The sequence below is a fragment of the Thioclava sp. F42-5 genome, assembly GCF_002213195.1.
GTDB classification, from domain to species: Bacteria; Pseudomonadota; Alphaproteobacteria; order Rhodobacterales; family Rhodobacteraceae; genus Thioclava; species Thioclava nitratireducens.
On sequence record NZ_NBNZ01000002.1, the window covers coordinates 817625 to 842729 of the forward strand.

Below are 25105 nucleotides of genomic sequence, written 5' to 3' on the forward strand. Positions count from 1 at the left end.
TCAGGAGGGGGACATGGCCAAGGACACGACCCCGCTACTGCTGATCGCCGCTGGCGGCACCGGCGGGCACATGTTCCCCGCACAGGCGCTGGCCGAGGCGATGGTGCGCCGGGGCTGGCGCGTCAAGCTGTCCACGGATGCGCGCGGGGCGCGCTACGCGGGCGGCTTTCCCCATACGGTGACGGTGGAGCAGATCGCCTCGGCGACCTTCGCGCGCGGCGGGGCGCTCGGCAAGCTGGGCGTGCCCTTCAAGATCGCGGGCGGCGTGGCCTCGGCCATCCGCAAGAACCTGTCGGACAAGCCGACGGTGGTCGTGGGTTTCGGCGGCTATCCGACGATCCCGGCGCTGTCTTCGGCGGTCGCGCTTGGCATTCCGCGTGCGATCCACGAACAGAACGGCATCATGGGCAAGGTGAACCGCGTCTTCGCCAAGAGGGTGAACCGCTTCGCCTGCGGCACCTGGCCGACCGATCTGCCCGAGGGCGTGCAGGGCGAGCACACGGGCAATCCGGTGCGGGCTTCCGTGCTGGAGCGTGCGGGGGCTGCCTATATTCCACCGGGCGATTACCCGATGTCGGTCCTCGTGATCGGCGGCTCGCAGGGCGCGCGCATCCTGTCTGACACGGTTCCGGCCGCGATGGCGAGCCTGCCCGAAGCCGCTCGCGCCAATCTGCGCGTCTCCCATCAGGCGCGCCCCGAAGATCTCGACCGGGTCGTGGCCGCCTATGAGGCCGCGGGCATCAGCGCCGAGGTCGAGCCCTTCTTCAACGACGTGCCGCGCCGCCTCAGCGAATGTCAGCTGGTGATCTCGCGCGCGGGCGCATCATCGGTCGCGGATATCTCCGTCATCGGGCGGCCCGCGATCCTGATCCCATATGCCGCCGCCGCTGGCGATCACCAAGCGGCCAATGCGCGCGGTCTCGCGAAGACCGGCGGCGCGATCACCATCCCCGAAAGCCAGCTCTCGGCAGAGAGCCTCGCGGATCAAATCTCACTGGTGCTGGACAACCCCGAGGGCGCGCTGCAGATGTCGCGCGCGGCCCTCTCCTACGGGGTGCCGGACGCCACCGAGCGGCTTGTCGCCCTCGTCGAAGACCTAGCAGGAAAGACTCAATGAACGCGACCAAACTGCCCGGAGAACTCGGTCCCATCCATTTCGTCGGTATCGGCGGGATCGGCATGTCCGGCATCGCCGAAGTGCTGATGACGCAGGGCTTTACGGTTCAGGGCTCGGATGCGAAATCATCGAAAATCACCGACCGCCTGGCCACGCTGGGCGCGACGATCTTCGAAGGCCAGCGCGCCGAGAATATCGGGGAGGCTGGAGTCGTGGTGATCTCCACCGCGATCAAGCCGGGAAATCCCGAGCTTGAAGAAGCGCGCCGTCGCGGTCTTCCGGTCGTGCGCCGCGCCGAGATGCTGGCCGAGCTGATGCGCCTGAAATCGAACATCGCGATCGGCGGTACCCACGGCAAGACGACGACCACGACACTGGTCGCGACGCTTCTGGACAAGGGCAATTTCGACCCGACCGTGATCAATGGCGGGATCATCCACGCCTATGGCTCGAATGCGCGCGCAGGCGCGGGCGAGTGGATGGTGGTGGAGGCCGACGAGAGCGACGGCTCGTTCAACCGTCTGCCCGCGACCATCGCCATCGTGACCAATATCGACCCCGAGCATATGGAGCACTGGGGGTCATTCGACGCGCTGCGCAAGGGCTTCTACGATTTCGTTTCGAACATCCCGTTCTACGGGTTGGCTGTCTGCTGCACCGATCATCCAGAGGTGCAGACGCTGGTCGGCAAGCTCAATGACCGCCGCGTCGTGACTTTCGGCTTCAACGCGCAGGCCGATATCCGCGCGATCAACCTGCATTACGAGGCGGGCGTCGCGCATTTCAACATCGCGCTGCAGGGCGAAGAGGGCAAGCCGGTGATCGAGGGCTGTACGCTGCCGATGCCGGGCGATCATAACGTCTCGAACGCGCTGGCCGCCGTCGCGGTGGCGCGCCACCTCGGGATGAAGATGGACGAGATCAAGGAGGCGCTTGCGGGTTTCGGCGGTGTGAACCGGCGCTTCACCAAGGTGGGCGACGTGCTGGGCGGGGTGACGATCATCGACGATTACGGTCACCACCCCGTCGAGATCGCCGCGGTGCTGAAAGCGGCGCGTCAGGCGGTGAAGCCCGGTGCGCGTGTGATCGCGGTCCACCAGCCGCACCGATATTCGCGTCTGCATTCGCTGTTCGACGATTTCTGCACCTGTTTCAACGAGGCCGATGTGGTAGCCATCGCCGAGGTCTTCTCGGCGGGCGAGGAGCCGATCGAGGGGGCGACGCGCGACGATCTGGTCGCCGGTCTGATCGCGCATGGTCACCGTCATGCTCGTGCCATCTTGTCGGAAGATGATCTGGCCCGGCTGGTGCGTGAACAGGCGCGTCCCGGCGATATCGTCGTCTGCCTCGGGGCGGGGACGATCTCGACCTGGGCGAACAACCTGCCTGCGAAGCTGGGGGGCTGAGCAGGCGCCGGGGTGACCCGGCACGACATCCAAAAGGCTTGCGGCGCTGCCACGTCGTCTCATGTGGGCAAGGAAAGCCGCGCTATGCGTGACGAGGCGCATCTGAAACGTCGATTGGGTCCGTGGCTGATGACCGGCTACGGGGTCGGCGTCATGGTGGGCGCGGGTATCTACGTGTTGGTCGGCGCGGTCGCGGCGCAGGCAGGGATCTGGGCGCCGCTGGCCTTCGTGCTTGCGGGGCTGATCGCGGCCCCCTCGGCGCTTTCCTATGCCGAGCTCTCTTCGCGCATCCCCGAAGCCGCCGGGGAGGCGGCCTATGTCGAGGAAGGGCTGCGCAGCCATGCGCTGGCTCTGATCGTGGGGCTGGGCATTGTCGTGGCAGGCACGGTCTCCGCCGCGGCGGTGCTGCGCGGTGGGGCGGGGTACCTGACGCTGCTGGTGCCGTTGCCGGTCGAGGGCGTGATGATCGCCTTCGGGCTGGCGCTGATCGGCGTCGCATGCCTCGGCGTGCTCGAATCCGTCGGTCTCGCCGCGGCGCTGACGCTGGTCGAGGTGGTCGGGCTCGCGCTGGTCATCTGGGCGGGGCTCTCCGCCGACCCGAGCCCCGATCTCACGCCGCTGCCCGCGCCGCACTGGGCCGGGATCGCGGCGGCCGCCTCGCTCGCTTTCTTCGCCTTCATTGGTTTCGAGGACATGGTGAACATGTCCGAGGAGATGCGCGACCCCATCCGTGACATGCCGCGCGCGATCCTCGCCGCGCTCGCGATCACCGCCGTTCTGTATCTGACCGTGAGCTATGCCGCCGTGCGTGCGGTGCCGCTGGCCGATCTCGCCCGCTCCGAACAGCCGCTGGCGCTGGTATGGCAATCGGCGGGGCACGCGCCCGGAATCCTCGCCGCGATCGCGGTGGCGGCGGCGCTGAACGGGGTGCTCGCGCAGGTGGTGATGGCGGCGCGCGTGCTGTTCGGTCTCGGTCGCCGCAGCCCCGCGCTTTCGGTTTTTCATCAGGCGCATCCGCGCTTTGGCACGCCGGTTCTCGCGACACTTCTTTGCGGCGTGGCGATGATTGCGCTTGCGCTCGCCGCCCCGGTCGAGCAATTGGCCGGTATTACCTCGAAGGTGCTTCTGGGCGTCTTCCTTCTCGTTAACTTGTCGCTCGTCGCGCTGAAAAGCCGGTCCGACTATGCGCCGTTCAAGGTGCCGATGGCGGTTCCGGTGGTGGGCGCATTGGTCGCCGGAGCGGCCCTGATTGCAGCCTTGGGAGGTTTCTCATGACCGTCTCGCTCTTTCTCGCTTGTGTCTGGGCACTCATAGCCACGCTTATCGCGATGGGGCCGCGGCGGTTTCATTGGCCGGGCGCGTGGGGGCTGATCGCGGTGGGGGTGCCGCTGGTCGGCTGGGTGACCTATCAGAACGGTCCGATCTGGGGGCTGCTGGTCATGGCGGGCGGGATGTCCGTGCTGCGCTGGCCGGTCATTTTCCTCGTCCGGGCGCTGCGCGGCACGCGCGACACCGCTGAGTGAGCTCACGATCGCTTGCTTCGCCCCGCGCGCGAGGCTACGAAACGCGCCATGACCGATTGCCCCTCGACCTATACTCCGCGCGGCGCTCTGACGCCGAACCGTCCGCTTGACTCGCTGACCTGGCTTCGCGTGGGCGGCCCGGCCGACTGGCTGTTCCAGCCTGCCGACGAGGATGACCTTGCCGCCTTCCTGAAAGGCCTGCCCGAAGAGATCGCGGTCTTCCCGATGGGCGTCGGCTCGAACCTGATCGTGCGTGATGGCGGTCTGCGCGCGGTGGTGATCCGCATGGGGCGCGGTTTCAACGGCATCGACTGCGAGGGCGAGACCGTCACCGCAGGTGCGGCGGCGCTGGACGCCCACGTCGCGCGCAAAGCGGCGCAGGCGGGGCTCGATCTGACCTTCCTGCGCACGATCCCCGGCGCGATTGGTGGCGCGGTGCGGATGAACGCGGGCTGCTACGGCAGTTACGTGGCCGACCACCTGATCGAAGCGCGTGCGATCACGCGGGCAGGGCAGCGGGTCACGCTCACGCCCGCCGATCTGAACTTCGCCTATCGTCAGAGCGATCTGCCCGAGGGCTGGGTGCTGACGGGGGCGACTTTCCGCGCCGAACCCGGCGATCCGGCGGCGCTCGAGGCGCATATGGCTGAACAGCTGGCCAAGCGCGACGCGACCCAACCCACCAAGGAGCGCACCGCCGGATCGACCTTCCGCAACCCGGCGGGCTTTTCCTCGACGGGACGCGCCGATGACACGCATGAGTTGAAGGCGTGGAAGGTCATCGACGACGCCGGCATGCGCGGCGCGCGCATCGGCGGCGCGCAAATGTCGGAAAAACACAGTAACTTTCTGATCAACACTGGCGGGGCGACCGCGGCCGATCTCGAAAATCTCGGGGAAGAGGTGCGCAAAAAGGTTGTGCAATCGAGCGGAATTTCGCTAGAGTGGGAAATCATGCGTGTAGGAGAATTCGAGGCATAAGACCTCCACCCTGCAACGCAATTACCGGACGGGGGCCAACCCCCGCATGAGGCGAAAGTAGCGGGTATGTCGAGCAGGGCATCCCACCGTGTGGCGGTTCTTCTGGGCGGCCCTTCTGCTGAGCGGGAGGTGTCTCTGTCCTCGGGGCGCGAATGCGCCAAGGCATTGCGCACGGCGGGTTTCGAAGTGATCGAGATCGACGCGGGAGAGGATCTTCCGCAACGGCTGAACGATGCCGCGCCTGACTGTGTTTTCAATGCTTTGCACGGTCGCTGGGGCGAAGATGGCTGCGTTCAGGGCATGCTCGAATGGCTCCGTATTCCCTATACTCATTCCGGCGTTCTGGCCTCTGCGCTGGCCATGGACAAGGCCCGCGCCAAGCAGGCCTATGCCGCCGCGAACCTGCCCATCGTGCAATCGGTGATCGCCTCCAGGGGTGACGTGATGGCGCGGCACGTGCTGCCCGCGCCCTACGTCGTGAAGCCGAATAACGAAGGATCGTCCGTCGGCGTCTACCTGGTGATGGACGGCGCGAATTCTCCGCCGCAGCTGTCGGCCGAGATGCCCGAAGAGGTGATGGTCGAGACCTACGCCCCGGGCCGCGAATTGACCGTTTCCGTGATGGGCGAGCGCGCGCTCTGCGTGACCGAAATCATCACCGAGGGCTGGTACGACTATGACGCGAAATACCGCCCCGGCGGATCGCGTCACGTCCTTCCCGCCGAAATCCCCGTCGAGATCACCGAAGCTTGTCTCGATTACGCAATTCGCGCACATCAGGTGCTGGGCTGCCGGGGGCTCTCGCGCACCGATTTCCGCTGGGACGAGGGCAGGGGGCTCGCCGGTCTCGTGCTGCTGGAAACCAACACCCAGCCCGGCATGACGCCCACCTCGCTTTCGCCCGAACAGGCGGCCCATTGCGGCATCGACTTCCCGGAGCTTTGCGCATGGTTGGTGGAGGACGCCTCATGCGGCCGCTGAACGGGACCCCGCCGCGCGAAGCCCCCGGGCATCGCAAAGGCCCCCCGGGCGGCATGGCTCCTCGCGTTTACCAACGCTCCAAACGTCCCGCGCGACGCGATCCCGCGCCGTCGCGGCTCGCTTTCAAACTCGAACGGCTGTGGCTGACGCCCGCCGTGCGCGCCTTCACCCGGATCGGCCTTCCGCTCGTGTTGATCGTTGCGGGCCTTGGGGTATGGCTCGGCGATCCCGGCCGCCGCGCCGAGCTGGTCGCGCAGGTGCAGGACGTGAAGGACGCGATCGAGCATCGCCCCGAATTCATGGTCAAGCTGCTCAAGATCGAGGGTGCGAGCCCTGAGGTCGCGCATGCCGTGCGCGCGATGCTGCCGGTGGGGCTGCCCGCGTCCAGCTTCGACATCGACCTTGATGCCTATCGCGATACGATCCGCCGGCTCGATGCGGTGGCCGATGCGCGCCTCGTGATCCGCCCCGGTGGCGTGCTCGAGGCCGACGTGACCGAGCGCGTGCCCGCGATCCTCTGGCGGCAGCCAGCGGGTCTGGAAATGCTCGACGCCTCCGGCCACCGGGTCGCCACGCTGATTTCGCGCGACGCGCGCCCCGATCTGCCGGTGATTTCCGGCATGGGCGCGGACAAGGCGGTGCCCGAGGCGCTGGAGATCATCGCCGATGCCGGTCCGATCCTGCCGCGCCTGCGCGGGCTGGAGCGGTTGGGCGAGCGGCGCTGGGACATGGTGCTCGATCACGATCAGCGCATCATGCTCCCCGAGACCGATCCTGTCGCCGCTCTCGACCGCATCCTCGCGCTCAATACCGCCGAGGATCTGCTCGCACGCGATTTCACCGTGATTGATTTTCGAAACAAGGACCGTCCGACGATCCGGCTCAGCGATAACGCGCTCGCCGAATTCCGCCGGGTGCAGTCAGACATTCTCAAAGCGAGGGCCACGCAATGACCGATCTCTACGAGTTCCAGCGCGCAATGCGCAACATGCGTAAGGCAGCGATGCAACGGGGCGTGATCGCGCTCCTCGATGTCGGCAGTTCCAAGATCGCCTGCCTCGTTCTGAAGTTCGACAATCCCAACGGGACCGAGGATGAAGGCTCGCTGGCCGGGCACGCCTCGGTTCGGGTGATCGGGGCCGCGACGACCCGTTCGCGCGGGGTGCGCTTCGGCGAGATCGACGCGATGGCAGAGACCGAACGCGCGATCCGGACCGCCGTGCAGGCGGCGCAGAAGATGGCCAATACCCGTGTCGATCACGTCATCGCCTGTTTCGCGGGCGCCGAACCGCGCTCCTATGGTCTCGCCGGTGAGATCGAAGTGCAGGGCGATCAGGTCACCGAGGTGGATGTGAGCCGCGTGTTGGCGTCGTGCGATATCCCACCGCTCGGGGCAGGGCGCGAAGTGCTCCATGCGCAGCCAGTGAACTTCGCGCTCGACCATCGCTCGGGTCTGGCTGATCCGCGGGGCCATGCGGGGCAACGGCTCGCGGTCGACATGCATTTGCTGACCGTCTCCGACACCGCGATCCAGAACCTGATTTACTGCATCCGGCGCTGTGATCTCGAACTCGCGGGTATTGCGAGTTCGGCCTATGTTTCCGGCGTCTCCAGCCTTGTCGAAGACGAGCAGGAACTGGGCGCTGCCTGCATCGACATGGGCGGCGGTGCGACCGGCGTGTCGATCTTCATGAAGAAACACATGATCTATGCCGATGCGGTGCGTCTGGGTGGCGAGCATGTCACCCGCGACATCGCGGCGGGGTTGCGGGTGCCGATGTCGGTCGCCGAGCGGATCAAGACCTTCCACGGCGGCGTCGTGGCTACCGGCATGGACGATCGCGAGATGATCGAGCTGGGCGGCGACTCCGGCGACTGGGAGAAAGACCGCCGCCAGGTAAGCCGGGCCGAGCTGATCGGCATCATGCGTCCGCGCGTCGAGGAAATCCTCGAAGACGTGCGTGCGATCCTCGATGCCGCAGGGTTCGAGCATCTGCCCTCGAAGCAGATCGTGCTGACCGGCGGGGCGAGCCAGATCCCCGGCCTCGACGGGCTGGCTGCGCGAATCCTCGGCCAGAATGTAAGGCTCGGGCGACCGATGCGGGTGCAGGGGCTGCCGCAGGCCGCGACCGGGGCGGGCTTCTCTTCCGTGGTGGGGCTCTCGCTTTTCGCGGCGCATCCGCAAGACGAATGGTGGGATTTCGAAATGCCGCCCGAAACGCTGGGCGGGCGCTCGCTGCGCCGGGCCATCCGCTGGTTCCGCGATAATTGGTGAAATGTTGCAAAAGTGAAAATCGACTGATCTCAGACGCCTGTCGCGCGAACTTCAAGTTCGCGTAGCGGCGGCGGTCTGACCGCACGATCCACACAATATCCTGACGTTTGCGCGAAATACCGCTGGTCACGGAATCTGGAGCTCCAGATTTTGTGGTTCGGGACGGTTTTTTGCGTGACGCTGCGGCGATTCATCGCTAAAATCGGCCTAATTTCCATCGAAATCGGCCTGGGACAGGGTCGGGCAGCAACAACAGGCGGACATACCACATGGCGTTGAATTTGATGATGTCAGAGCACGAGGACCTCAAGCCCCGGATCACCGTATTCGGCGTCGGGGGCGCGGGCGGGAACGCGGTCAACAACATGATCGAGCAGCAGCTCGAGGGCGTGGAGTTCGTGGTCGCGAATACCGACGCTCAGGCGCTGCAGCAGTCCAAGTCGCAGGCCCGGGTCCAGATGGGCACCAAGGTCACCGAGGGGCTGGGCGCAGGCGCGCGTCCCACGGTGGGCGCGGCCGCGGCCGAAGAGAGCATCGAGGCGATCGTCGATCACCTTGCCGGGGCGCATATGTGCTTCATCACCGCCGGTATGGGCGGTGGCACCGGCACCGGCGCGGCGCCGATCATCGCGCAGGCCGCGCGCGAGCTTGGCGTGCTGACCGTTGGCGTCGTGACCAAGCCCTTCCAATTCGAAGGCTCCAAGCGGATGCGTCAGGCCGAGCAGGGCCTCGAGGAGCTCCAGAAGGTCGTCGACACGCTGATCATCATTCCGAACCAGAACCTGTTCCGTCTGGCCAACGAGAAAACCACCTTCACCGAAGCCTTCTCGATGGCCGACGACGTTCTGTATCAGGGCGTGAAAGGCGTGACCGACCTGATGGTCCGCCCGGGCCTCATCAACCTCGACTTCGCCGACGTGCGCGCGGTGATGGACGAGATGGGCAAGGCAATGATGGGCACCGGCGAGGCCACCGGCGAGGATCGCGCGGTTCAGGCGGCCGAGAAGGCGATCGCGAACCCGCTGCTCGACGAGATCTCGCTCAAGGGCGCGAAAGGCGTGCTGATCAACATTACCGGCGGCTACGACCTGACGCTGTTCGAACTCGACGAGGCGGCGAACCGGATCCGCGAAGAGGTCGACCCGGACGCAAACATCATCGTGGGTTCGACGCTGGACCCGGAGATGGAAGGCGCGATGCGCGTCTCCGTCGTCGCGACCGGCATCGACGCGCTGGCGAGCCCGGCGGAAATCCCGGTGCCGCGCCGCTCGCTGGCCGAGCCGCTGAAGCCCGCGGAAACCGCAGCCGAGGCCACCATCGAGCATGCACCCGCCGCAGCCGCCACTCCGGCGCCGCAACCGGCACCGCAGCCTGCGCCGCAGCACGCGCCGGCCGCTCAGGCAGCCCCGCAGCCTGCGCCGCAACCGCAGCAGACCGCGCAAGAGCGGACCCTGTTCGATGCGCCCGCGGCGCGCGCCACGATGGATCAGCCGCGCGCCCACGAGGCCGCCGACGATCTGCCGCCGCCGGCCTACCGTCCGCAGCCTGCGCCCACGCAGGACCTGCATGTCGAAGACGGCGCGCATGACTATGTCGCACCGCGTCCGCGTCAGCCCGGCACCCCTTCGCCGGAGGCGCTGCGTCGCCTCGAGGCGGCGGTGAACAAGACCCCGTCGAACGCGCCCGCGCAGCGTCCGATGGCTGCGACTCGCCCCGCAGCGCAGCAGCAGCCGCAGCCGCAGCCGCAGGCAGAGCGTCCGCGTTTCGGGATCAACTCGCTGATCAACCGCATGACCGGTCACGGCCATGGCGAGCAGGGCCACGCGCCGCAGCAGCACGCTCCGCAGCAGCCTGCGCCGCAGCCCCAGCAGCAGCGTCCGCAGACCGCTCAGCCGCGCGCGGAAGCCTACGATGACGAGCAATCCGACGATCAGGATCGCATCGAAATCCCGGCATTCCTGCGTCGTCAGGCGAATTAATCGGTCACAAAGACTTCACGAAACATCGAAAAGGGCCTGCGAGAGCGGGCCCTTTTCTATTGTAGAACAAAGGTTTACGTCCTCATACGCGGTGTTCCGCCAGATCACGGTCGCAATGTTTCAGGCCGTTACAAAGAGTGAATTGTTAACCGCGCCCTCTCTGACTAACTGATGCTGCGGCTCCCGAACCCGTGTGTTCGTTGATCGCCAGAGAAAAAAGTTGTGAGGTCTATCGTGCAGACGACGCTTGCCAAATCCGTGGCCTTTTCCGGCGTTGGGCTCCATTCGGGCGCCCCGGTCGAGATGCAAGTGCATCCGGCGCCGTCGGGCCATGGCATCGTGTTCCGTCGCACCGATGTGTCCGGCGTGAACCCTCGCGTACCCGCCTTGTGGAACAACGTGCCGAGCGCGACGCTCTGCACGCTGATCGAAAACGAGGATGGTGTCCAGGTCTCGACGATCGAGCATCTGATGGCGGCACTCGTCGGTTCGGGCATTCACAATGCGCTGATCTCGCTCGACGGGCCTGAAGTGCCGATCCTCGATGGCTCTTCGGCCCCGTTCGTCGCCGAGTTCTGCGAAGCCGGTCTGCGGCACCTCGCCGCGGAACTGCGCGCGATCCGCATCCTCAAGCCAGTCGAAGTGCGCAACGGCAAGGCCGTCGCGCGGCTCGAACCGGCCGCCAGCCTCGAGATCGATTTCGCGATCGACTTCACCGACGCCGCCATCGGCCGTCAGAGCAAGCGTCTCAAGATGGCCAACGGCGCCTTCGTGCGCGAGCTGATGGACAGCCGCACCTTCTGCCGCCTCGCCGATGTCGATGCGATGCGCGAGAAGGGGCTGAGCCTCGGCGGCACCTTCGAGAATGCCGTGGTCGTCGATGGCGACAAGGTTCTGAGCCCCGGCGGTTTGCGTCACGCGGACGAACCAGTGCGCCACAAGATGCTCGACGCGCTTGGCGATCTCGCGCTCGCGGGCGCGCCGATCCTCGGTCGTTATCGCGGCAACCGCGCGGGTCACGCGATGACGAACCAGCTTCTGCGGGCGCTGTTTGCGCGCCCCGATGCGTGGTGCTGGGAAACCTGCTCGCCCGCACAGGCTTACAGCCTGCCCGGAGCTGGTGTATGCTCGGCAGCGGCACTGGCATCGGCCTGAACGCATCGCGGCCCGGTCACGGGTTCGCGGGCATCGGGAAAAGGGGCGTCAAAACCCGCAAAGGCATTTTGCGCCCCGGATTTTTCTGTGCTAGGACATGCCGAACGGCCTCCGAACCGGGGCAGTGATTGACGGGTCCGGGGCCTTTCTCCGGCAACGAAAGAGGGATGGGGCAGGGCATGGCGCGCGGCAAATTAGCGGCAGCGAAACTCGGGGCTCTTGGTCTTGTTATGGCGCTTTCCGCCTGCGGTCCTGATCCGAACAAAGCACCGAACCTCGAAAACTTCACGGCCAAGCAAATCTACGAGCGCGGCGAATACGAGCTCGAGGTCGGCAATCCGCGGCGTCCCAACACCGCGCTGAAATATTTCTCCGAGGTCGAGCGGCTTTACCCCTATTCGCAATGGGCCAAGCGCGCCTTGATCATGGAAGCCTATGCTCAGCACAAGGCGAAGAATTACGAAGAAGCCCGCGCCTCGGCGCAGCGATTCCTCGACACCTATCCGGGTGACGAAGACGCGGCCTATGCGCAGTATCTTCTGGCGCTCAGCTATTACGATCAGATCGACGAGGTCGGCCGGGATCAGGGCCTGACCTTCCAGGCGCTGCAGGCGCTGCGCGACGTGATCGAGAAATACCCCGATTCCGAATATGCCCAGTCGGCTATGCTGAAATTCGACCTGGCCTTCGATCACCTCGCCGGCAAGGAGATGGAGATCGGGCGCTACTACCTCAAGCGCGGTAACTACACGGCGGCGATCAACCGCTTCCGCGTTGTGGTGGAGCAGTTCCAGACGACGACCCACACGCCCGAGGCGCTGGAACGTCTGGTGGAGGCCTATCTCGCGCTCGGCATCACCGATCAGGCGCAGACCGCCGCGGCGATCCTCGGCCACAACTTCCAGTCCTCGCCCTTCTATCAGGACGCGTACAACCTGCTGCAAAGGCGTGGGTTGAAGCCCGAGGCGAAGGGCGACGGGTGGCTGTCCAGCGTGTATCGACAGGTGATTCAGGGCAAGTGGCTCTGATCTGGGCCCTCATGGTCTGACATGCTTCATTCGCTGGATATCCGCGACATTCTGATTATCGAGAGGCTCGAGCTGGACTTCGGTCCCGGCCTCAACGTGCTGACCGGCGAGACCGGGGCGGGCAAGTCGATCCTGCTCGATTGCCTGGGCTTCGTCCTTGGTTGGCGCGGGCGCGCGGAACTCGTGCGTCAGGGCGCCGATCAGGGCGAGGTGACAGCGGTGTTCGAACTGCCCTCCGATCACCCCGCGCGCGACGTGCTGGCCGAGGCCGGTATTCCCGTGACTGACGAGTTGATCCTGCGTCGGGTGAATGCGCGCGACGGGCGCAAGACCGCGTGGATCAACGACCGCCGGGCGAGCGGCGACGTGCTGCGGCAAGTCTCTGCCTCGCTGGTGGAACTGCACGGTCAATCCGACGATGGCGGCTTGTTGAACGAACGCGGCCACCGCGCGCTGCTCGATGCCTTCGCGGGCCATTCCGAGTTGCTCGAGGCCACCCGCTCCGCCTGGAAAGCGCGCGCAGCTGCGGCGCGCAAGCTTGAGGCGGCGCGTAGCTCACTTGCGGCCGTGAAAGAGGAAGAGGAATTCCTGCGGCACGCCGTGAAGGAATTCGACTCGCTCGATCCCAAGCCCGGAGAGGAAGCCGAACTCGACGGTCAGCGCCGCCTGATGCAGGGCGCCGCGAAAATCCGCGAAGATGTGTCCCGCGCCTTTGCCGCTCTGGGCCCGGAAGGGGCGGAGGGGATGATGCGCGACGCCGATCGCTGGCTGCAGGGCGCTGCGGACCGGGCCGAAGGGCGCCTCGACGCGCCGCTGGAGGCCTTGGAGCGCGCGTTCCTCGAATTGGGCGAGGCAGCCCAAGGCGTGGAGACCGCGCTTGATGCGCTCGATTTCGACCCGCATGCCTTGGAGGCCTGCGAGGAACGTCTGTTCGCGATCCGCGGTTTGGCCCGCAAGCATGGCGTGCTGGCCGATGAACTGGCCGATTTCGCCGAAGGCCTGCGCGAGAAGCTTGCTGCGCTGGACGCGGGCGAGGAGGGGATCGGTGCGCTAGAAGCCGACCTCGCGAAAGCCGGCGCAACCTATGACAAGGCCGCCGTGGCCCTGTCGCAGGCGCGCGCCGAAGCCGCGGGGCAGCTCGATGCCGCGATGGCGGGCGAGTTGGCTCCGCTGAAGATGGACCGCGCCGTGTTCGAGACGCGCCTGTCCGAGGGCGAGCCCGGGCCGGAAGGCACCGATACCGTGCGCTTCACCGTCGCCACCAACCCCGGCGCGCCGGCGGGCCCGCTCAACAAGATCGCCTCCGGGGGCGAACTGTCGCGCTTCCTGCTGGCGCTGAAAGTCGTGCTCGCGCGCGGCACCGATACGCTGACCCTGATCTTTGACGAGATCGACCGCGGCGTGGGCGGAGCCACCGCCGATGCCGTGGGGCGCCGCCTCGCAAAGCTGGCCGAAGGGGCGCAAGTCCTCGTCGTCACCCACTCTCCGCAGGTCGCCGCCCGTGGCGCCACCCATTTCCGCGTCGCGAAATCGGTGACTGACGGCATGACCACGTCCGAGGTCCGCGCGCTGGCCACAGCAGAGCGCACCGACGAGATTGCCCGGATGATCGCAGGCGCCGAAGTCACCGACGCCGCGAAGGCTGCGGCGCTGGACCTGCTGAAGGGGTAGGGGAGCGCCGCTTACCCCGCCTCCACGACGAACTGCGCGGCGACGATTTGCCAGCCATTCGGAGTCAGTTCCAGCGTTGCGGCCAGCGTGCAGCCGATGCGGCCGGCATCGGCGCCGTTCTCGGTGACGATCCCGGTCAGGACGAAGCGCTGCAGGACGACCGCTGCCTCGGCGCCGACAGGGCGCGATTTGGCCTTGCCGGTCACCAGCCGCGCGCGCGAGAAGGCGCCGGCGAGTTCGCCTGCGAACAACTCCGCGATCTGGGTGCGACCGGAGGCGACTCCACCCGTCAGCGAGATGAAATCGGCATCTTCCGCGAAGAATCCCGCAAGCGCCTGCGCATCGCGCGCGCCCCAGGCTTTTGCGAAGGCGCGGGGCAGCGCGTCCGGAGTCTCGAAGCTCATTCGTCCTGCTCCACCAGTTTACCGGGATTGAGAATGTTCTGCGGGTCGAGCGCGCGTTTGATCTGGCCCATCACGTCCCAGCCAGCGCCATGCTCGTCGCGCATGTAGCCCATCTTGCCCATGCCGATGCCGTGTTCGCCGGTGACGGTGCCCTGCATCTCCAGCGCGCGTTCGGCCATCTTCGCGGCCACCTGCTTGGCGCGTTTGAACTCGTCCTTATCCTCGGGATCGAGCAGCAGGACAGAGTGGAAATTCCCGTCGCCGACATGACCTACCACGGGACCGATCAAACCGGCCTCGATGATGTCGCGCTTGGTCGCGGCAACGGCCTCGGCCAGCCGCGAGATCGGCACGCAGATATCGGTCACCAGTCCCATGCAGCCGGGGCGATGCGCGATCGTGGCGGGGTAGGCGCCGTGACGCATCTTCCACAGCTTATTGCGGTCCTCGGTCGTCGTCGCCCATTGGAAATCTGCGCCGCCCATCTCGGCCACGACTTCGCCGAACCGCTCGGACGCCTCGGCCACACCGCTTTCCGAGCCGTGGAACTCGATCATCAGATGCGGTTTCGCGGGGAAATCGGTGCCGTTGGCCTCGTTGAATATCTGCGCGGTGAGATCGTCGACGAATTCGATCCGCGCCATCGGGATGCCCATCTGGATCGTCATCTGCACCGTCTCGACCGCCGCTTCCAGCGTATCGAAGGCGCAGACCGCAGAGGAGATAGCCTCGGGCTGGCCATGCAGGCGCAACGTCAATTCGGTGATGATCCCGAGCGTGCCTTCCGAACCCAGCATCAGCGCGGTCAGGTCATATCCGGCGGAGGATTTCTTCGCGCGGCTGCCGGTGCGGATGATGCGGCCATCGGCCAGCACCACTTCCAGCGCCGCCACATTGTCGCGCATCGAGCCATAGCCCACCGTCGTCGTCCCGCTCGCCCGGGTCGCCGCCATGCCGCCAAGCGAGGCATTCGCGCCCGGATCGACCGGGAAGAACAGCCCCGTCGCGCGCAGATCCTCGTTCAGCGCCACGCGAGTCACGCCGGGCTGGACGCGGACCTGCATATCCTCGGCCAGAACCTCCACCACTCGGTCCATCTTCATCAGGTCAAGGCTGACCCCGCCGCGCACCGGCACGGCGTGCCCCTCCAGCGAGGTGCCGGTGCCGTAGGGCGTGATCGGCACGTCATGCGCGGCGCAGATCTTCACGATCTGGCTGACCTCTTCGGTGCTGGTCGGATAAGCCACGGCATCGGGGGGTGAGAAGGGAAACCAAGTCTCGTTGCGGCCATGTTGGTCGCGCGCGCCTTTCGAGGTATCGAGCCGGTCGCCCAGCAAAGTTTCGAGTTCCGCCAGCGCCTCTGCCAGTGCCATGCAACGCCTCCCATGTCTTGCTGCCAAAGGTTTAGGCTCAGCCGCGCGGGAGTGAAAGGGTTTCAGCGGATTGTCGGCGGTTTTTGTCTCGGATCAAGGATTTGTCGCGAATCTTTGCCTAGGCAGCAGCGTGCAGGTCTCGCAGACTTGCAGTGCAGGAAAAAGAAGGAGCGCGCCAATGATGTTCGAGAGCCGGAAATGGGACGAGATCGAGGTCGGCCAGTCAGCCGAATTGAAGCGGCTATGCACTGCCGACGATTTCTACGTTTTCGCCGCCGCCTCCGGCAATCACAACCCGGTTCATCTGGAGGCCGAGGACGGCGATGGCGACGGCCAGAAGGAGGCCTACGCGCCGGGCATGTTCGTGGCCTCTCTGATCACCGCGGTCCTGGGCAACCTGCTGCCGGGGCCGGGGACGCTCTACCGCGCGCAAAGCCTGCGCTTCCATGATCACGCGATGGCGGGTCAAGAGCTCTGCGCCCGCGTCGAGGTTCTCGAGAAGCTGCCCGGCGAGCTGCTGCGGATGAAGACGGAAGTGCGCCGTGTGGGCGATGACGCGCTGATCGTCGAGGGCGAGGCCGAGGTCCATGCCCCGCAGAAACACCTGAAATTCGATGCGCTCGAAGTGCCCGGCCTGATCTCGCAGCGCCATCGCCATTTCGAGAAACTGCTGGAGAAGGCCGAGCCGCTGCCCGATCTGGTCACCGCCGTCGTCTGCCCCGAAGAGCCGGTGTCGCTCGACGGTGCGCTCCTCGCCGCCGAACATCACCTGATCGAGCCGCTGCTGATCGGCCATCCCGAAAAGATCATGTCGGTCGCGAAAGAGCTCGGCCGCGACGTGACCAAGTTCGAGATCCTGCCCGCCGAGACCGCCCGCGATGCCGCGCGCATGGCGGTGCAGCTGGTCAACGAGGGGCGCGCCGGCGCGGTGATGAAGGGCCATCTGCATACCGATGCGCTTTTGAAGCCGATGCTCGACAAGAATACCGGGCTGCGGATCGGCAAGCGCTTCACCCATGTCTTCGTCATGGATGTGCCGGGCGTTGTGCATCCGCTGATCGTTACCGATGCCGCGATCAATATCGCGCCGGATCTCGAGACCAAGGTGCATATCGTGCAAAACGCGATCGACGTGGCGATCTCGATCGGGATCGAGGTGCCGAAAGTGGGCGTGCTGTCTGCAGTCGAGACCGTGACGCCCGCGATCCCGTCGTCCCTCGATGCGGCGCTGCTGTCGAAAATGGCCGAACGTGGGCAGATCACCGGGGGCGAAGTCGATGGGCCGCTCGCGATGGACAATGCGGTCGATCTGGCCGCCGCACGCACCAAGGGCATCCGCTCGGCGGTCGCGGGCCGGGCCGAGGTGTTGGTCGCACCCGGGATCGATTCCGCGAATATGCTGGCCAAGCAGCTCGCTTACATCTCTCACGCGGAAGGGGCGGGGCTGATGCTGGGCGCGAAGGTGCCGGTAATCCTGAACTCGCGCTCCGATAGCGGGATGGCGCGGCTGGCCTCCGCTGCCGTGGCCTCGATCCACTACCACCGCACCTGCGGGGGCCGCGCATGAGCACCCGTGCGATCCTGACACTGAACTCCGGCTCGTCCTCGCTGAAGCTGGGGCTGTTCTCGGAAGACCTCGAGACGCTCGCGCTTGGCCATGTCGACCGGATCGGACGGCGCGAGGCGGCGATGAAACTCGGCGGACCCGATGGATCGCCACTGCCGCTGCCCGCCTCCGCGCCAGATGACTTCGTCACCAATGCGGCGGCGCTACACACTGCGCTTGCGGCCTTCCAGTCGGCCTTTCCCGGGCTGGAAGTGATCGCGGTCGGCCACCGGATCGTGCATGGCGGGATCGACCACGCCGCGCCGGAACCCCTGTCCGAGCCGCTCATGGCGGAATTGGCCAAGCTCGCCCCGTTCGCGCCGCTGCACCAGCCACATAACCTCGCCGGTGTCCGTGCCGCGGTCGATACCTTCCCCGGCACGCCGCAGGTCGCCTGCTACGACACCGCCTTTCATCGCGGCCATCCCTTCGTCAGCGACACATTCGCGCTGCCGCGCCGCTATTACGAGCAGGGTGTGCGCCGCTACGGCTTCCACGGGCTGAGCTATGATTTCATCAATGGCGAACTGACGCGGACCGAGCCCGAGTTGCACAAGGGGCGGATGATCGTGGCGCATTTAGGCTCGGGTGCGTCGATGTGCGCGATCGAGAACGGCCAGTCCGTCGCCTCGACAATGGGGTTCTCCGCGCTGGAAGGCCTGCCGATGGGCACACGCCCGGGCGAACTGGACCCCGGCATCCTGCTCTACATGATGGATCAGGAGGGGATGAGCCCGTCCGAGATTTCGACGCTGCTCTACAAGGAATCGGGCCTACTGGGCATGTCTGGCATTTCCAACGACATGCGCACGCTCGAGGCCTCGGACGATCCCAAGGCAAAAGAAGCGATCGACTATTTCTGCTTCCGCATCAAGCGTCAGATCGGCGCGATGGCGGCGGCGATGGGCGGCCTGGACGGGATCGTCTTTACCGGCGGGATCGGGGAGAACTCGGCGCGCGTGCGCGCGCAGGCCTGCGAGGGGCTGGGCTTCCTCGGGGTCGCGGTCAATCCCGACGCCAATGCCGAAAATGCGCGCGAAATCGGGGCGGGCGCGGTTCGGGTTCTCGTAATCCCAACCAACGAGGAAATCGTCATCGCGCGGGCGGCGAAGGCGGTACTCGACCTTTAGACGACGGCGCATGCGGCCCCTGCGGGACGCTCCGCGGGGGATATTTAGACCAATACGAAAGAGGGGACCCAGCTTTTCGGCTTGGTAAAAATATCCCCGTCGGAGGCATCCCCGGCATACTGTGCGCGCAGCCTCAGATCGGCGCGCAGGCGGTTTGCAGCCACGCCTTGGAGCCCTCGCTGACCTTGGGCCCGATACGCTCCAGAACCTCGGCGTGATAGGCGTTGAGCCAGTCGCGCTCCTCGGGGCCGAGCAGATCGATGTCGATCAGGCGGCGGTCGATCGGCACCCAGGTCAGCGTCGAGAAAGAGAGCTGGTCGCGGTTGTCGCCCTTGGCCTCGGCCTCTTCGGTGAGGATCAGGTTCTCGATCCGGATGCCGAATGCGCCTTCGCGGTAATAGCCCGGTTCGTTCGACAGGATCATTCCGGGTTCGAGCGGCAGGGTCGAGATGCGCGAGATCCGCGCGGGGCCTTCGTGCACGCAAAGCGCAGCGCCGACGCCGTGGCCTGTGCCGTGATCGTAATCCCAGCCCTCGGCCCACAGGGGCGCACGGGCGAGCGCATCGAGATGGGCCCCCGCCACGCTGCGCGGGAAGCGCGTACGCGACAGTGCGATCATGCCCTGCAACACCCGGGTGAAGGGACGTTTGGCGTCTTCCGGTACATCGCCCACGGCGACGGTGCGGGTGATGTCGGTGGTGCCGTCGACATATTGCCCGCCCGAATCCACCAGCAGCAACTCACCCGGTTTCACGGGGCGGTTGGTGTCCTCGTTCACGCGGTAATGGACGATCGCGCCATTGCCGCCCGCGCCGCAGATCGTCTCGAAGGAGATGTCGAGCAGCGCATTGGTATCGCGGCGGAAGCCCTCGAGGGCGGTGACCACGTCGATCTCGGTCAGGTGGCCTTTCGGGGTCTCAGTATCGAGCCAGCTGAGGAATTCGACCATCGCGGTGGCGTCACGCAGATGGGCGGCCTCCATGCCCGCGATTTCGGCTGCGTTCTTGCGCGCTTTCGGCAGAATGCAGGGATCGCGCGCCTCAACGATCTTGGTGTCGTGATCGGCCAGCAGCAGAGAGACGGCGAGCGGCGCGCTGTCGGGGTCGACCAGCACCGGGCCTTCGACCGCTTCCAGCGCGGCGGTCAGGCTGTCGGGCGGCAGGATCGAGACCCCGTCGCCCAGATGGGCGCGCAGATCGGCGTCGAATTTCGCGTCATCGGCGAAGAGCTTCACCGTGCCGTCGTCGAAGAGTACCGCGAAGGACTGGACCACCGGGTTGCGGGGGATATCCGCGCCGCGAATGTTCAGCAGCCAGCAGATCGAATCCGGCAGGGTGAGCACGGCGGCCGCGATATCCTCTTCGCGCAGGTATTCGGCCAGACGCGTGCGTTTCTCCGCCGCAGTCTCGCCTGCGAATTCCGCCGGATGGATGCGGGCGGGCTCGGCGGGCGGGGCAGGGCGGTCGTCCCAGACGCGGTCCACGAGGTTCTCGCTCTCGATCAGCGCGATGCCGGTGCCTTCAAGCCCCTCGCGGATCTTCGCGATCTCGGATTTGGTGTGCAGCCACGGGTCGAAGCCGATCTTGGCGCCTGCATGGGCGTTTTCCGTCAACCAGTCGGCTGGTTTCACCTCGGGCCAGCTCACCGGCGTGAAGTGGTCGAGCGAGACCTCGGCGCGTACCTGCACCCGGTAGCGGCCATCGACGAAGACGCCTGCGATCTCGGGCAGCGCGATGCAGAAGCCCGCCGAGCCGGTGAAGCCGGTCAGCCAAGCCAGACGCGCATCGCAAGGCGCGACATATTCGCCCTGATGTGCGTCGGCCCGAGGAATGATGAAGCCGTCGAGCCCGGCGGCTGACATGGCTTCGCGCAGCGCCGCCAGCCGGGGCGGGCCCAGTTCGGGGCGCGATTGCACCGAGAAATCCTGAAACATCAGATAGCCTTCTTGATCCCGAGGAAGCGGGCGCGGGCCCGCGGATCGCTGTCGAAGAGGGAGGCGAGCTGTTCGGTCATGGCGCCCGCCAGTTGCTCCACATCGGTGATCGTCACCGCGTGCTGGTAATAGCGCGTCACGTCATGGCCGATGCCGATGGCGATCAGCTCCACCGCGCGGCGGCGCTCCACCATGGCGATCACGTCGCGCAGGTGTTTCTCCAGATAGATCGCGGGGTTCACCGAAAGCGTCGAGTCGTCCACCGGTGCACCGTCCGAGATCACCATCAGGATCTTGCGCTGCTCGGTCCGGGCGAGCATCCGGCGATGCGCCCATTCCAGCGCCTCGCCGTCGATGTTCTCCTTCAGCAGACCTTCCTTCATCATCAGGCCCAGATTGGCCCGCGTCCGGCGCATCGGCGCGTCGGCCCGCTTGTAGATGATGTGGCGCAGGTCGTTGAGGCGTCCGGGGCTTTGCGGGCGGCCATCTGCAAGCCATTTCTCGCGCGATTGCCCGCCTTTCCAGGCGCGGGTGGTGAAGCCGAGGATCTCGACCTTCACGTCGCAGCGCTCCAGCGTGCGAGCGAGCACGTCGGCGCAGATCGCCGCGATCGAGATCGGGCGACCCCGCATCGAGCCGGAATTATCCAGCAGTAGCGTCACCACCGTGTCGCGGAACTCGGTGTCCTTCTCGACCTTGAAGCTGAGCGGCGTGGTCGGGTTCGCGACGACACGGGCCAGGCGGCCCGCATCGAGCATCCCTTCCTCGCGGTCGAATTCCCACGCACGGTTCTGCTGCGCCTGCAGGCGGCGCTGCAGCTTGTTGGCGAGCCGCGAGACAGCCCCTTTCAGCGGGTCCAGCTGCTGATCGAGATAAAGGCGCAGACGCTCCAGCTCGGCCGGTTCGGCCAAGTCCTCGGCGGCGATCTCCTCGTCGAATTCGGTCGTGTAGACCACGTAATTCGGGTCGGCCTGCGAATGCGGCGGGGGCGGCGGCGGCTCCAGCGGCGCATCGGCCTGCGGCATATCCATCTCGTCGCTCATTTCCTGATCGGCGAGATCGTCGGAGCTGACGGAGGTCTGGGTCTGGTCGTCCTGCGCTTCCTGGCTGGATTCGGGCGAGGCCTCGGCGTCGTCGTCTTCCTGCTCGTCGCGGGCCTGCTCTTCGCCCTGTTCCTCGTCGGCGTTCTCTTCCTGCTCGTCCTCGGCGTCGTCGCCCATCTCCTCGTCGGGATCGTCGCCCAACTGATCGGCATAACCGAGATCGGCGATCACCTTGCGGGTGAGGCGCGCAAAGGCGGCCTGATCGGCAAGGACGTGTTTGACGTTTTCCAGATCGTCGCCCGCCGATTGCTCGATGAAGGGGCGCCACAGATCGAGCACGTTATCCGCGCCGGGCGGCAATTTCCGGCCGGTCGCCAGTTCGCGCACGAAATAACCCGCGGCGACCGAGAGCGGCGCTTCCTCGGGAGCGCGAATCTGGGCGTAGCCCTTGCGCTCTGCCTCATGGGCGATCTTGGCGTCGATATTCGACAGGGTGCCCGGCATGTCGCGCGCGCCCAACGCCTCACAGCGCGCGGTCTCCATCGCCTCGTAGATCGCGCTCGCCAACTCGCCCGACGGGGCGTAACGGCTGTCGATCTTGGCGTCGTGGTGACGGCGGCGCATCGCCATCGCATCGGCCGTGCCGCGCGCCAGCAGAACCTCGTCGCGGCTCATCCGGCGCGAAACCTGCGGCAGGCGCATCGTATCGGCGGTCATTCCCGAAGGATCGACCGTGTAGCTCACCGTCATGTCGGGCGCGTCGGCCATCGTCTTGGTGGCTTCGGCCAGCGCCTTTTTGAAGGGATCCGCGGGGTTGTCGGAAGGCTTGCTCATGGCCTCAGATAAAGCACCGCGCGCGCCGACCCGCAAGAGCCGATCGCGTAAGCGGGCGATGCGGCGCGGACGGGCAGCGCCGCCTGCGCGGTTCCCGCATTTGACGCGCGACACTCGTTCGCATCCGCACATAACTCCCGGTTGGAAGCGGGCGATTACGTCTTAGGTTAACTCGCAACACGGACAGCACGTCTCCCCCCCATGGCCCTTCCTCCCCCGAGGGCCTTCCCGTGCGACATACCGGAAAGGAGTTCGACATGAGCGAGACCCTGAATATCGGCCTGATCGTCGGCACGACCCGCGAAGGTCGCTTCGCCGACCGCGCGCTCGAATGGTTCGAGACCAAGATCGGGGCGCGCGACGACATGCGCTACGAGGTTCTGGATCTGCGCGAAGCCGCGCTGCCCTTCTTCGACGAGGCAGGCCCGCCCGCCGCGAAACCCGTGACCAGCGAGAACGCGCGCGCTTGGGGCGAAAAGCTCAAGGAATTCGACGGGTTCATCGTGGTGACGGCGGAGTACAACCACTCAATTCCCGCGACGATCAAGAACGCTTTCGACTACGCGTTCGAGGGCTGGCGCCGCAAGCCGCTGGGCACCGTCGGCTATGGCGGCGTGGGCGCGGCCCGCGCGGTCGAGCATCTGCGCCTCGTCGCGATCAATTTCGGCATGGTGCCCGTCGCGGGTGCGGTCAGCATTGGCGGTGCTGATTTCGTGAAGGCCTCGCAGGGCACGCCGATCGCGGAACTGGGCGACCATCTCGACGGTCCGGCGAAAACGCTGCTCGACGACATGGCCTTCTGGGGTCAGGCGGCGAAACTTGCCAAGATCGAGGCAGAAAATCGTCGGGCCGCGTGATCCGACCCCGCCTGTTTTTCGTAGTTAGTTGAGTAACGAGTACCAGCCCGGCCTTTGTGCCGGGCTTTTTTGCGCCGCTCCTCGCGAAGAGGTCGCAGCGCGAGCGGTTACTGGAAAAGCCCCGAGCAGATCATCGGCATCCAGTCCGCGCGCAGCGTACTCAGCGGGAAGGCGCGACGATCCTGCGAGCCTTTCGCCTCCTGCCCGCGCCGCGTCATGACGTAATCCCCATTGAGCAGGTTGACGTCGCAGGTGCCGGTATTCTCGTTATCGATCCGGTCGTAGAAGCTGTAGCTGTAGCCCGAGACGACAAAACCACCATTGCGCCACGCGATGGAATAGGTGCTCTCCCACGGGTTGCGCCCGATGCCGATCTGCTCGGAATGCAGCCTGAACGCGCCGTTGGGAAGCGGCTCGAGAGATGGCGTCTGGCCGCCTGCCTGACCGGAGAAGACAACCCGCTCGACCGTCATCTCGCGCTTCAGTCCGAAGGTCGGATCGCCGAGATAGACCACCAGATCGGCTGCATCCGCACCGTTCTGCACCAGCATCGCCGCATCCTGCGTGCCGTCGCCGTTCCAATCGCCGGTGAGCGCCGCGAAAATCTCGCCATCCTTGGGCGCCTCCTGGGCTGCCGCCGCGAAGGGCAGCAGCGCCGCGAGAAGCACGCCCCGGATCGCGAGGCGCGGCATCACGAGGCGATGGCCGCCGCCGATTCCGGCAGCTCCTCGTCGAAGAGGCGCTGGTAGAACTCGGCCACGGTCTGACGCTCCAGCTCGTCGCACTTGTTGAGGAAGCTCAGGCGGAACGCGTAGCCGATATTGTCGAAGATGCGCGCGTTCTGGGCCCAGGCGATCACCGTGCGCGGCGACATCACCGTCGAGAGATCGCCATTCATGAAGGCGGTCCGCGTCAGGTCGGCCACGGTCACCATCTGGCTGATCACCTTGCGGCCCTCGGCCGTGTTGTATTGCGGGTTCTTCGACAGAACGATCGCGACTTCGGCGTCGTGGCTGAGATAGTTCAGCGTCGAGACCAGCGACCAGCGGTCCATCTGGCCCTGGTTGATCTGCTGGGTGCCGTGGTAGAGGCCCGTCGTGTCGCCCAGACCCACCGTGTTCGAGGTCGCGAACAAACGGAAATAGGGGTTCGGCGTGATCACTTCGTTCTGGTCGAGCAGCGTCAGCTTGCCGTCGGCTTCCAGCACCCGCTGGATCACGAACATCACGTCGGCGCGGCCCGCATCATATTCGTCGAAGACGATCGCGGTCGGGTTGCGCAGCGCCCAGGGCAGGATGCCCTCGTGGAACACCGTCACCTGCTTGCCATCGACCAGCTTGATCGCATCCTTGCCGATCAGGTCGATCCGGCTGACGTGGCTGTCGAGGTTGACGCGCACACAGGGCCAGTTCAGGCGGGCGGCGACCTGTTCGATATGGGTCGATTTCCCGGTGCCGTGATAACCCTGGATCATCACGCGGCGATTATAGGCAAAGCCTGCGAGGATCGCCATCGTGGTGTCGGGGTCGAATTTGTAGGTGGAGTCGATCTCCGGCACGCGGTCGGTGCGCTCTGCAAACCCTTTGACCTTCATGTCGGAATCGAGGCCGAACACCTCGCGCAGGTCGATTTCTTCGGTGGGCTTGGCGGTCTGGTCGAGCATCGCGGACGTCCTTTCGTGGTTGGGTCGATTTGTGAACCATCGCGCGCAGGCGTGCAAGGGGGCGATCGTGCGCGATGCGCGGGGCTTTTATCGGCCCGTTCCCGCCAGTGTGGCTTGGAGTGAGTTGACCCGGACCCGGCATCCGC

21 protein-coding genes are annotated in these 25105 nt (G+C 66.0%); 15 read left to right on the forward strand and 6 right to left on the reverse strand.

The features are described from left to right. The first annotated feature begins 13 nt into the window (after positions 1 to 13). From B6V74_RS09250 to recN, 12 genes are all read left to right on the forward strand, one after another. Positions 14 to 1117 carry a UDP-N-acetylglucosamine--N-acetylmuramyl-(pentapeptide) pyrophosphoryl-undecaprenol N-acetylglucosamine transferase gene (locus B6V74_RS09250; RefSeq protein ID WP_088720209.1) on the forward strand — a complete coding sequence of 368 codons (1104 nt, stop codon included), beginning with the start codon at positions 14 to 16 and terminating at the stop codon, positions 1115 to 1117. Further along, positions 1114 to 2523 carry a UDP-N-acetylmuramate--L-alanine ligase gene (gene murC, locus B6V74_RS09255; RefSeq protein WP_088722588.1) on the forward strand — a complete coding sequence of 470 codons (1410 nt, stop codon included), beginning with the start codon at positions 1114 to 1116 and terminating at the stop codon, positions 2521 to 2523. The genes B6V74_RS09250 and murC overlap by 4 nt, the downstream gene beginning before the upstream one ends. 84 nt (positions 2524 to 2607) lie before the next feature. Further along, positions 2608 to 3798 carry an APC family permease gene (locus B6V74_RS09260; RefSeq protein WP_075775605.1) on the forward strand — a complete coding sequence of 397 codons (1191 nt, stop codon included), beginning with the start codon at positions 2608 to 2610 and terminating at the stop codon, positions 3796 to 3798. Next, a complete protein-coding gene (locus B6V74_RS09265; RefSeq protein ID WP_075775604.1) occupies positions 3795 to 4046 on the forward strand; it encodes a DUF2484 family protein in 252 nt (83 codons plus the stop codon). The genes B6V74_RS09260 and B6V74_RS09265 overlap by 4 nt, the downstream gene beginning before the upstream one ends. 48 nt (positions 4047 to 4094) lie before the next feature. After that, positions 4095 to 5027: a UDP-N-acetylmuramate dehydrogenase gene (gene murB, locus B6V74_RS09270; RefSeq protein ID WP_088722589.1), complete on the forward strand. Its 933-nt coding sequence runs from the start codon at positions 4095 to 4097 to the stop codon at positions 5025 to 5027. Positions 5028 to 5093: 66 nt separating this feature from the next. After that, positions 5094 to 6008 carry a D-alanine--D-alanine ligase gene (locus B6V74_RS09275; protein ID WP_075775602.1) on the forward strand — a complete coding sequence of 305 codons (915 nt, stop codon included), beginning with the start codon at positions 5094 to 5096 and terminating at the stop codon, positions 6006 to 6008. Between the two features lie 53 nt (positions 6009 to 6061). Next, positions 6062 to 6961 carry a cell division protein FtsQ/DivIB gene (locus B6V74_RS09280; RefSeq protein WP_075775739.1) on the forward strand — a complete coding sequence of 300 codons (900 nt, stop codon included), beginning with the start codon at positions 6062 to 6064 and terminating at the stop codon, positions 6959 to 6961. Next, the gene (gene ftsA / locus B6V74_RS09285) at positions 6958 to 8283 is read left to right on the forward strand and encodes a cell division protein FtsA (protein WP_075775601.1); all 1326 of its coding nucleotides are present in this window, start codon (positions 6958 to 6960) and stop codon (positions 8281 to 8283) included. Before B6V74_RS09280 ends, ftsA begins: the two co-directional genes overlap by 4 nt. A 269-nt stretch (positions 8284 to 8552) precedes the next feature. Then, on the forward strand, positions 8553 to 10262 hold the full coding sequence (ftsZ, locus tag B6V74_RS09290; RefSeq protein ID WP_088722591.1) for a cell division protein FtsZ: 1710 nt from the start codon (positions 8553 to 8555) through the stop codon (positions 10260 to 10262). Between the two features lie 234 nt (positions 10263 to 10496). Beyond that, positions 10497 to 11417 (forward strand): UDP-3-O-acyl-N-acetylglucosamine deacetylase, encoded by a 921-nt coding sequence (lpxC, locus tag B6V74_RS09295; protein ID WP_088722592.1) that lies wholly within the window; start codon positions 10497 to 10499, stop codon positions 11415 to 11417. 179 nt (positions 11418 to 11596) lie between these two features. After that, positions 11597 to 12445, forward strand: coding sequence for an outer membrane protein assembly factor BamD (locus B6V74_RS09300; RefSeq protein ID WP_075775738.1), 849 nt, complete (start codon positions 11597 to 11599; stop codon positions 12443 to 12445). Positions 12446 to 12466: 21 nt separating this feature from the next. Beyond that, entirely contained in the window at positions 12467 to 14116 is a 1650-nt protein-coding gene (gene recN, locus B6V74_RS09305) for a DNA repair protein RecN (RefSeq protein WP_088722593.1), read from the forward strand. 11 nt (positions 14117 to 14127) lie between these two features. Here the strand turns inward: recN and B6V74_RS09310 are convergent, their stop codons facing one another. Then, on the reverse strand, positions 14128 to 14520 hold the full coding sequence (locus B6V74_RS09310) for an SgcJ/EcaC family oxidoreductase (protein ID WP_088722594.1): 393 nt from the start codon (positions 14518 to 14520) through the stop codon (positions 14128 to 14130). Continuing rightward, positions 14517 to 15893, reverse strand: a complete 1377-nt coding sequence (locus B6V74_RS09315; RefSeq protein ID WP_088722595.1) for an FAD-linked oxidase C-terminal domain-containing protein — start codon at positions 15891 to 15893, stop codon at positions 14517 to 14519. The genes B6V74_RS09310 and B6V74_RS09315 overlap by 4 nt, the downstream gene beginning before the upstream one ends. Positions 15894 to 16071: 178 nt before the next feature. Between B6V74_RS09315 and B6V74_RS09320 the strand changes: the two genes are divergently transcribed. Both B6V74_RS09320 and B6V74_RS09325 read left to right on the forward strand, forming a co-directional pair. Next, positions 16072 to 17460 carry a bifunctional enoyl-CoA hydratase/phosphate acetyltransferase gene (locus B6V74_RS09320; protein WP_088722596.1) on the forward strand — a complete coding sequence of 463 codons (1389 nt, stop codon included), beginning with the start codon at positions 16072 to 16074 and terminating at the stop codon, positions 17458 to 17460. Continuing rightward, positions 17457 to 18629, forward strand: a complete 1173-nt coding sequence (locus B6V74_RS09325) for an acetate/propionate family kinase (RefSeq protein WP_075775594.1) — start codon at positions 17457 to 17459, stop codon at positions 18627 to 18629. The genes B6V74_RS09320 and B6V74_RS09325 overlap by 4 nt, the downstream gene beginning before the upstream one ends. Before the next feature lie 133 nt (positions 18630 to 18762). On the opposite strand, the gene B6V74_RS09330 is transcribed toward B6V74_RS09325, so the two are convergent. Next, positions 18763 to 20562, reverse strand: coding sequence for an aminopeptidase P family protein (locus tag B6V74_RS09330; protein WP_088722597.1), 1800 nt, complete (start codon positions 20560 to 20562; stop codon positions 18763 to 18765). Continuing rightward, positions 20562 to 22439 (reverse strand): cobaltochelatase subunit CobT, encoded by a 1878-nt coding sequence (gene cobT, locus B6V74_RS09335; protein WP_075775737.1) that lies wholly within the window; start codon positions 22437 to 22439, stop codon positions 20562 to 20564. The genes B6V74_RS09330 and cobT overlap by 1 nt, the downstream gene beginning before the upstream one ends. Positions 22440 to 22696: 257 nt before the next feature. Between cobT and B6V74_RS09340 the strand changes: the two genes are divergently transcribed. After that, positions 22697 to 23296, forward strand: coding sequence for an NAD(P)H-dependent oxidoreductase (locus B6V74_RS09340; RefSeq protein ID WP_088722598.1), 600 nt, complete (start codon positions 22697 to 22699; stop codon positions 23294 to 23296). Between the two features lie 107 nt (positions 23297 to 23403). Here B6V74_RS09340 and B6V74_RS09345 read toward each other — a convergent pair whose 3' ends face one another. Both B6V74_RS09345 and cobS read right to left on the reverse strand, forming a co-directional pair. After that, complete coding sequence (locus tag B6V74_RS09345) at positions 23404 to 23988, reverse strand: hypothetical protein (RefSeq protein WP_075775591.1); 585 nt, start codon at positions 23986 to 23988, stop codon at positions 23404 to 23406. Next, positions 23988 to 24959, reverse strand: a complete 972-nt coding sequence (gene cobS, locus B6V74_RS09350) for a cobaltochelatase subunit CobS (RefSeq protein ID WP_075775590.1) — start codon at positions 24957 to 24959, stop codon at positions 23988 to 23990. The genes B6V74_RS09345 and cobS overlap by 1 nt, the downstream gene beginning before the upstream one ends. Positions 24960 to 25105: the final 146 nt, after the last annotated feature.

What these genes read in the sequence shown, in the direction of transcription:
- recN (WP_088722593.1), top strand. Translation starts at nt 12,467, where the DNA reads ATGCTTCATTCGCTGGATATCCGCGACATTCTGATTATCGAGAGGCTC.
- B6V74_RS09280 (WP_075775739.1), top strand. Translation starts at nt 6,062, where the DNA reads ATGGCTCCTCGCGTTTACCAACGCTCCAAACGTCCCGCGCGACGCGAT.
- B6V74_RS09315 (WP_088722595.1), bottom strand. Translation starts at nt 15,893, where the DNA reads ATGGCACTGGCAGAGGCGCTGGCGGAACTCGAAACTTTGCTGGGCGAC.
- murB (WP_088722589.1), top strand. Translation starts at nt 4,095, where the DNA reads ATGACCGATTGCCCCTCGACCTATACTCCGCGCGGCGCTCTGACGCCG.
- B6V74_RS09300 (WP_075775738.1), top strand. Translation starts at nt 11,597, where the DNA reads ATGGCGCGCGGCAAATTAGCGGCAGCGAAACTCGGGGCTCTTGGTCTT.
- B6V74_RS09260 (WP_075775605.1), top strand. Translation starts at nt 2,608, where the DNA reads ATGCGTGACGAGGCGCATCTGAAACGTCGATTGGGTCCGTGGCTGATG.
- B6V74_RS09265 (WP_075775604.1), top strand. Translation starts at nt 3,795, where the DNA reads ATGACCGTCTCGCTCTTTCTCGCTTGTGTCTGGGCACTCATAGCCACG.
- B6V74_RS09340 (WP_088722598.1), top strand. Translation starts at nt 22,697, where the DNA reads ATGAGCGAGACCCTGAATATCGGCCTGATCGTCGGCACGACCCGCGAA.
- cobT (WP_075775737.1), bottom strand. Translation starts at nt 22,439, where the DNA reads ATGAGCAAGCCTTCCGACAACCCCGCGGATCCCTTCAAAAAGGCGCTG.
- B6V74_RS09310 (WP_088722594.1), bottom strand. Translation starts at nt 14,520, where the DNA reads ATGAGCTTCGAGACTCCGGACGCGCTGCCCCGCGCCTTCGCAAAAGCC.
- B6V74_RS09345 (WP_075775591.1), bottom strand. Translation starts at nt 23,988, where the DNA reads ATGCCGCGCCTCGCGATCCGGGGCGTGCTTCTCGCGGCGCTGCTGCCC.
- ftsZ (WP_088722591.1), top strand. Translation starts at nt 8,553, where the DNA reads ATGGCGTTGAATTTGATGATGTCAGAGCACGAGGACCTCAAGCCCCGG.
- B6V74_RS09275 (WP_075775602.1), top strand. Translation starts at nt 5,094, where the DNA reads ATGTCGAGCAGGGCATCCCACCGTGTGGCGGTTCTTCTGGGCGGCCCT.
- murC (WP_088722588.1), top strand. Translation starts at nt 1,114, where the DNA reads ATGAACGCGACCAAACTGCCCGGAGAACTCGGTCCCATCCATTTCGTC.
- ftsA (WP_075775601.1), top strand. Translation starts at nt 6,958, where the DNA reads ATGACCGATCTCTACGAGTTCCAGCGCGCAATGCGCAACATGCGTAAG.
- cobS (WP_075775590.1), bottom strand. Translation starts at nt 24,959, where the DNA reads ATGCTCGACCAGACCGCCAAGCCCACCGAAGAAATCGACCTGCGCGAG.
- B6V74_RS09320 (WP_088722596.1), top strand. Translation starts at nt 16,072, where the DNA reads ATGATGTTCGAGAGCCGGAAATGGGACGAGATCGAGGTCGGCCAGTCA.
- B6V74_RS09330 (WP_088722597.1), bottom strand. Translation starts at nt 20,562, where the DNA reads ATGTTTCAGGATTTCTCGGTGCAATCGCGCCCCGAACTGGGCCCGCCC.
- B6V74_RS09250 (WP_088720209.1), top strand. Translation starts at nt 14, where the DNA reads ATGGCCAAGGACACGACCCCGCTACTGCTGATCGCCGCTGGCGGCACC.
- B6V74_RS09325 (WP_075775594.1), top strand. Translation starts at nt 17,457, where the DNA reads ATGAGCACCCGTGCGATCCTGACACTGAACTCCGGCTCGTCCTCGCTG.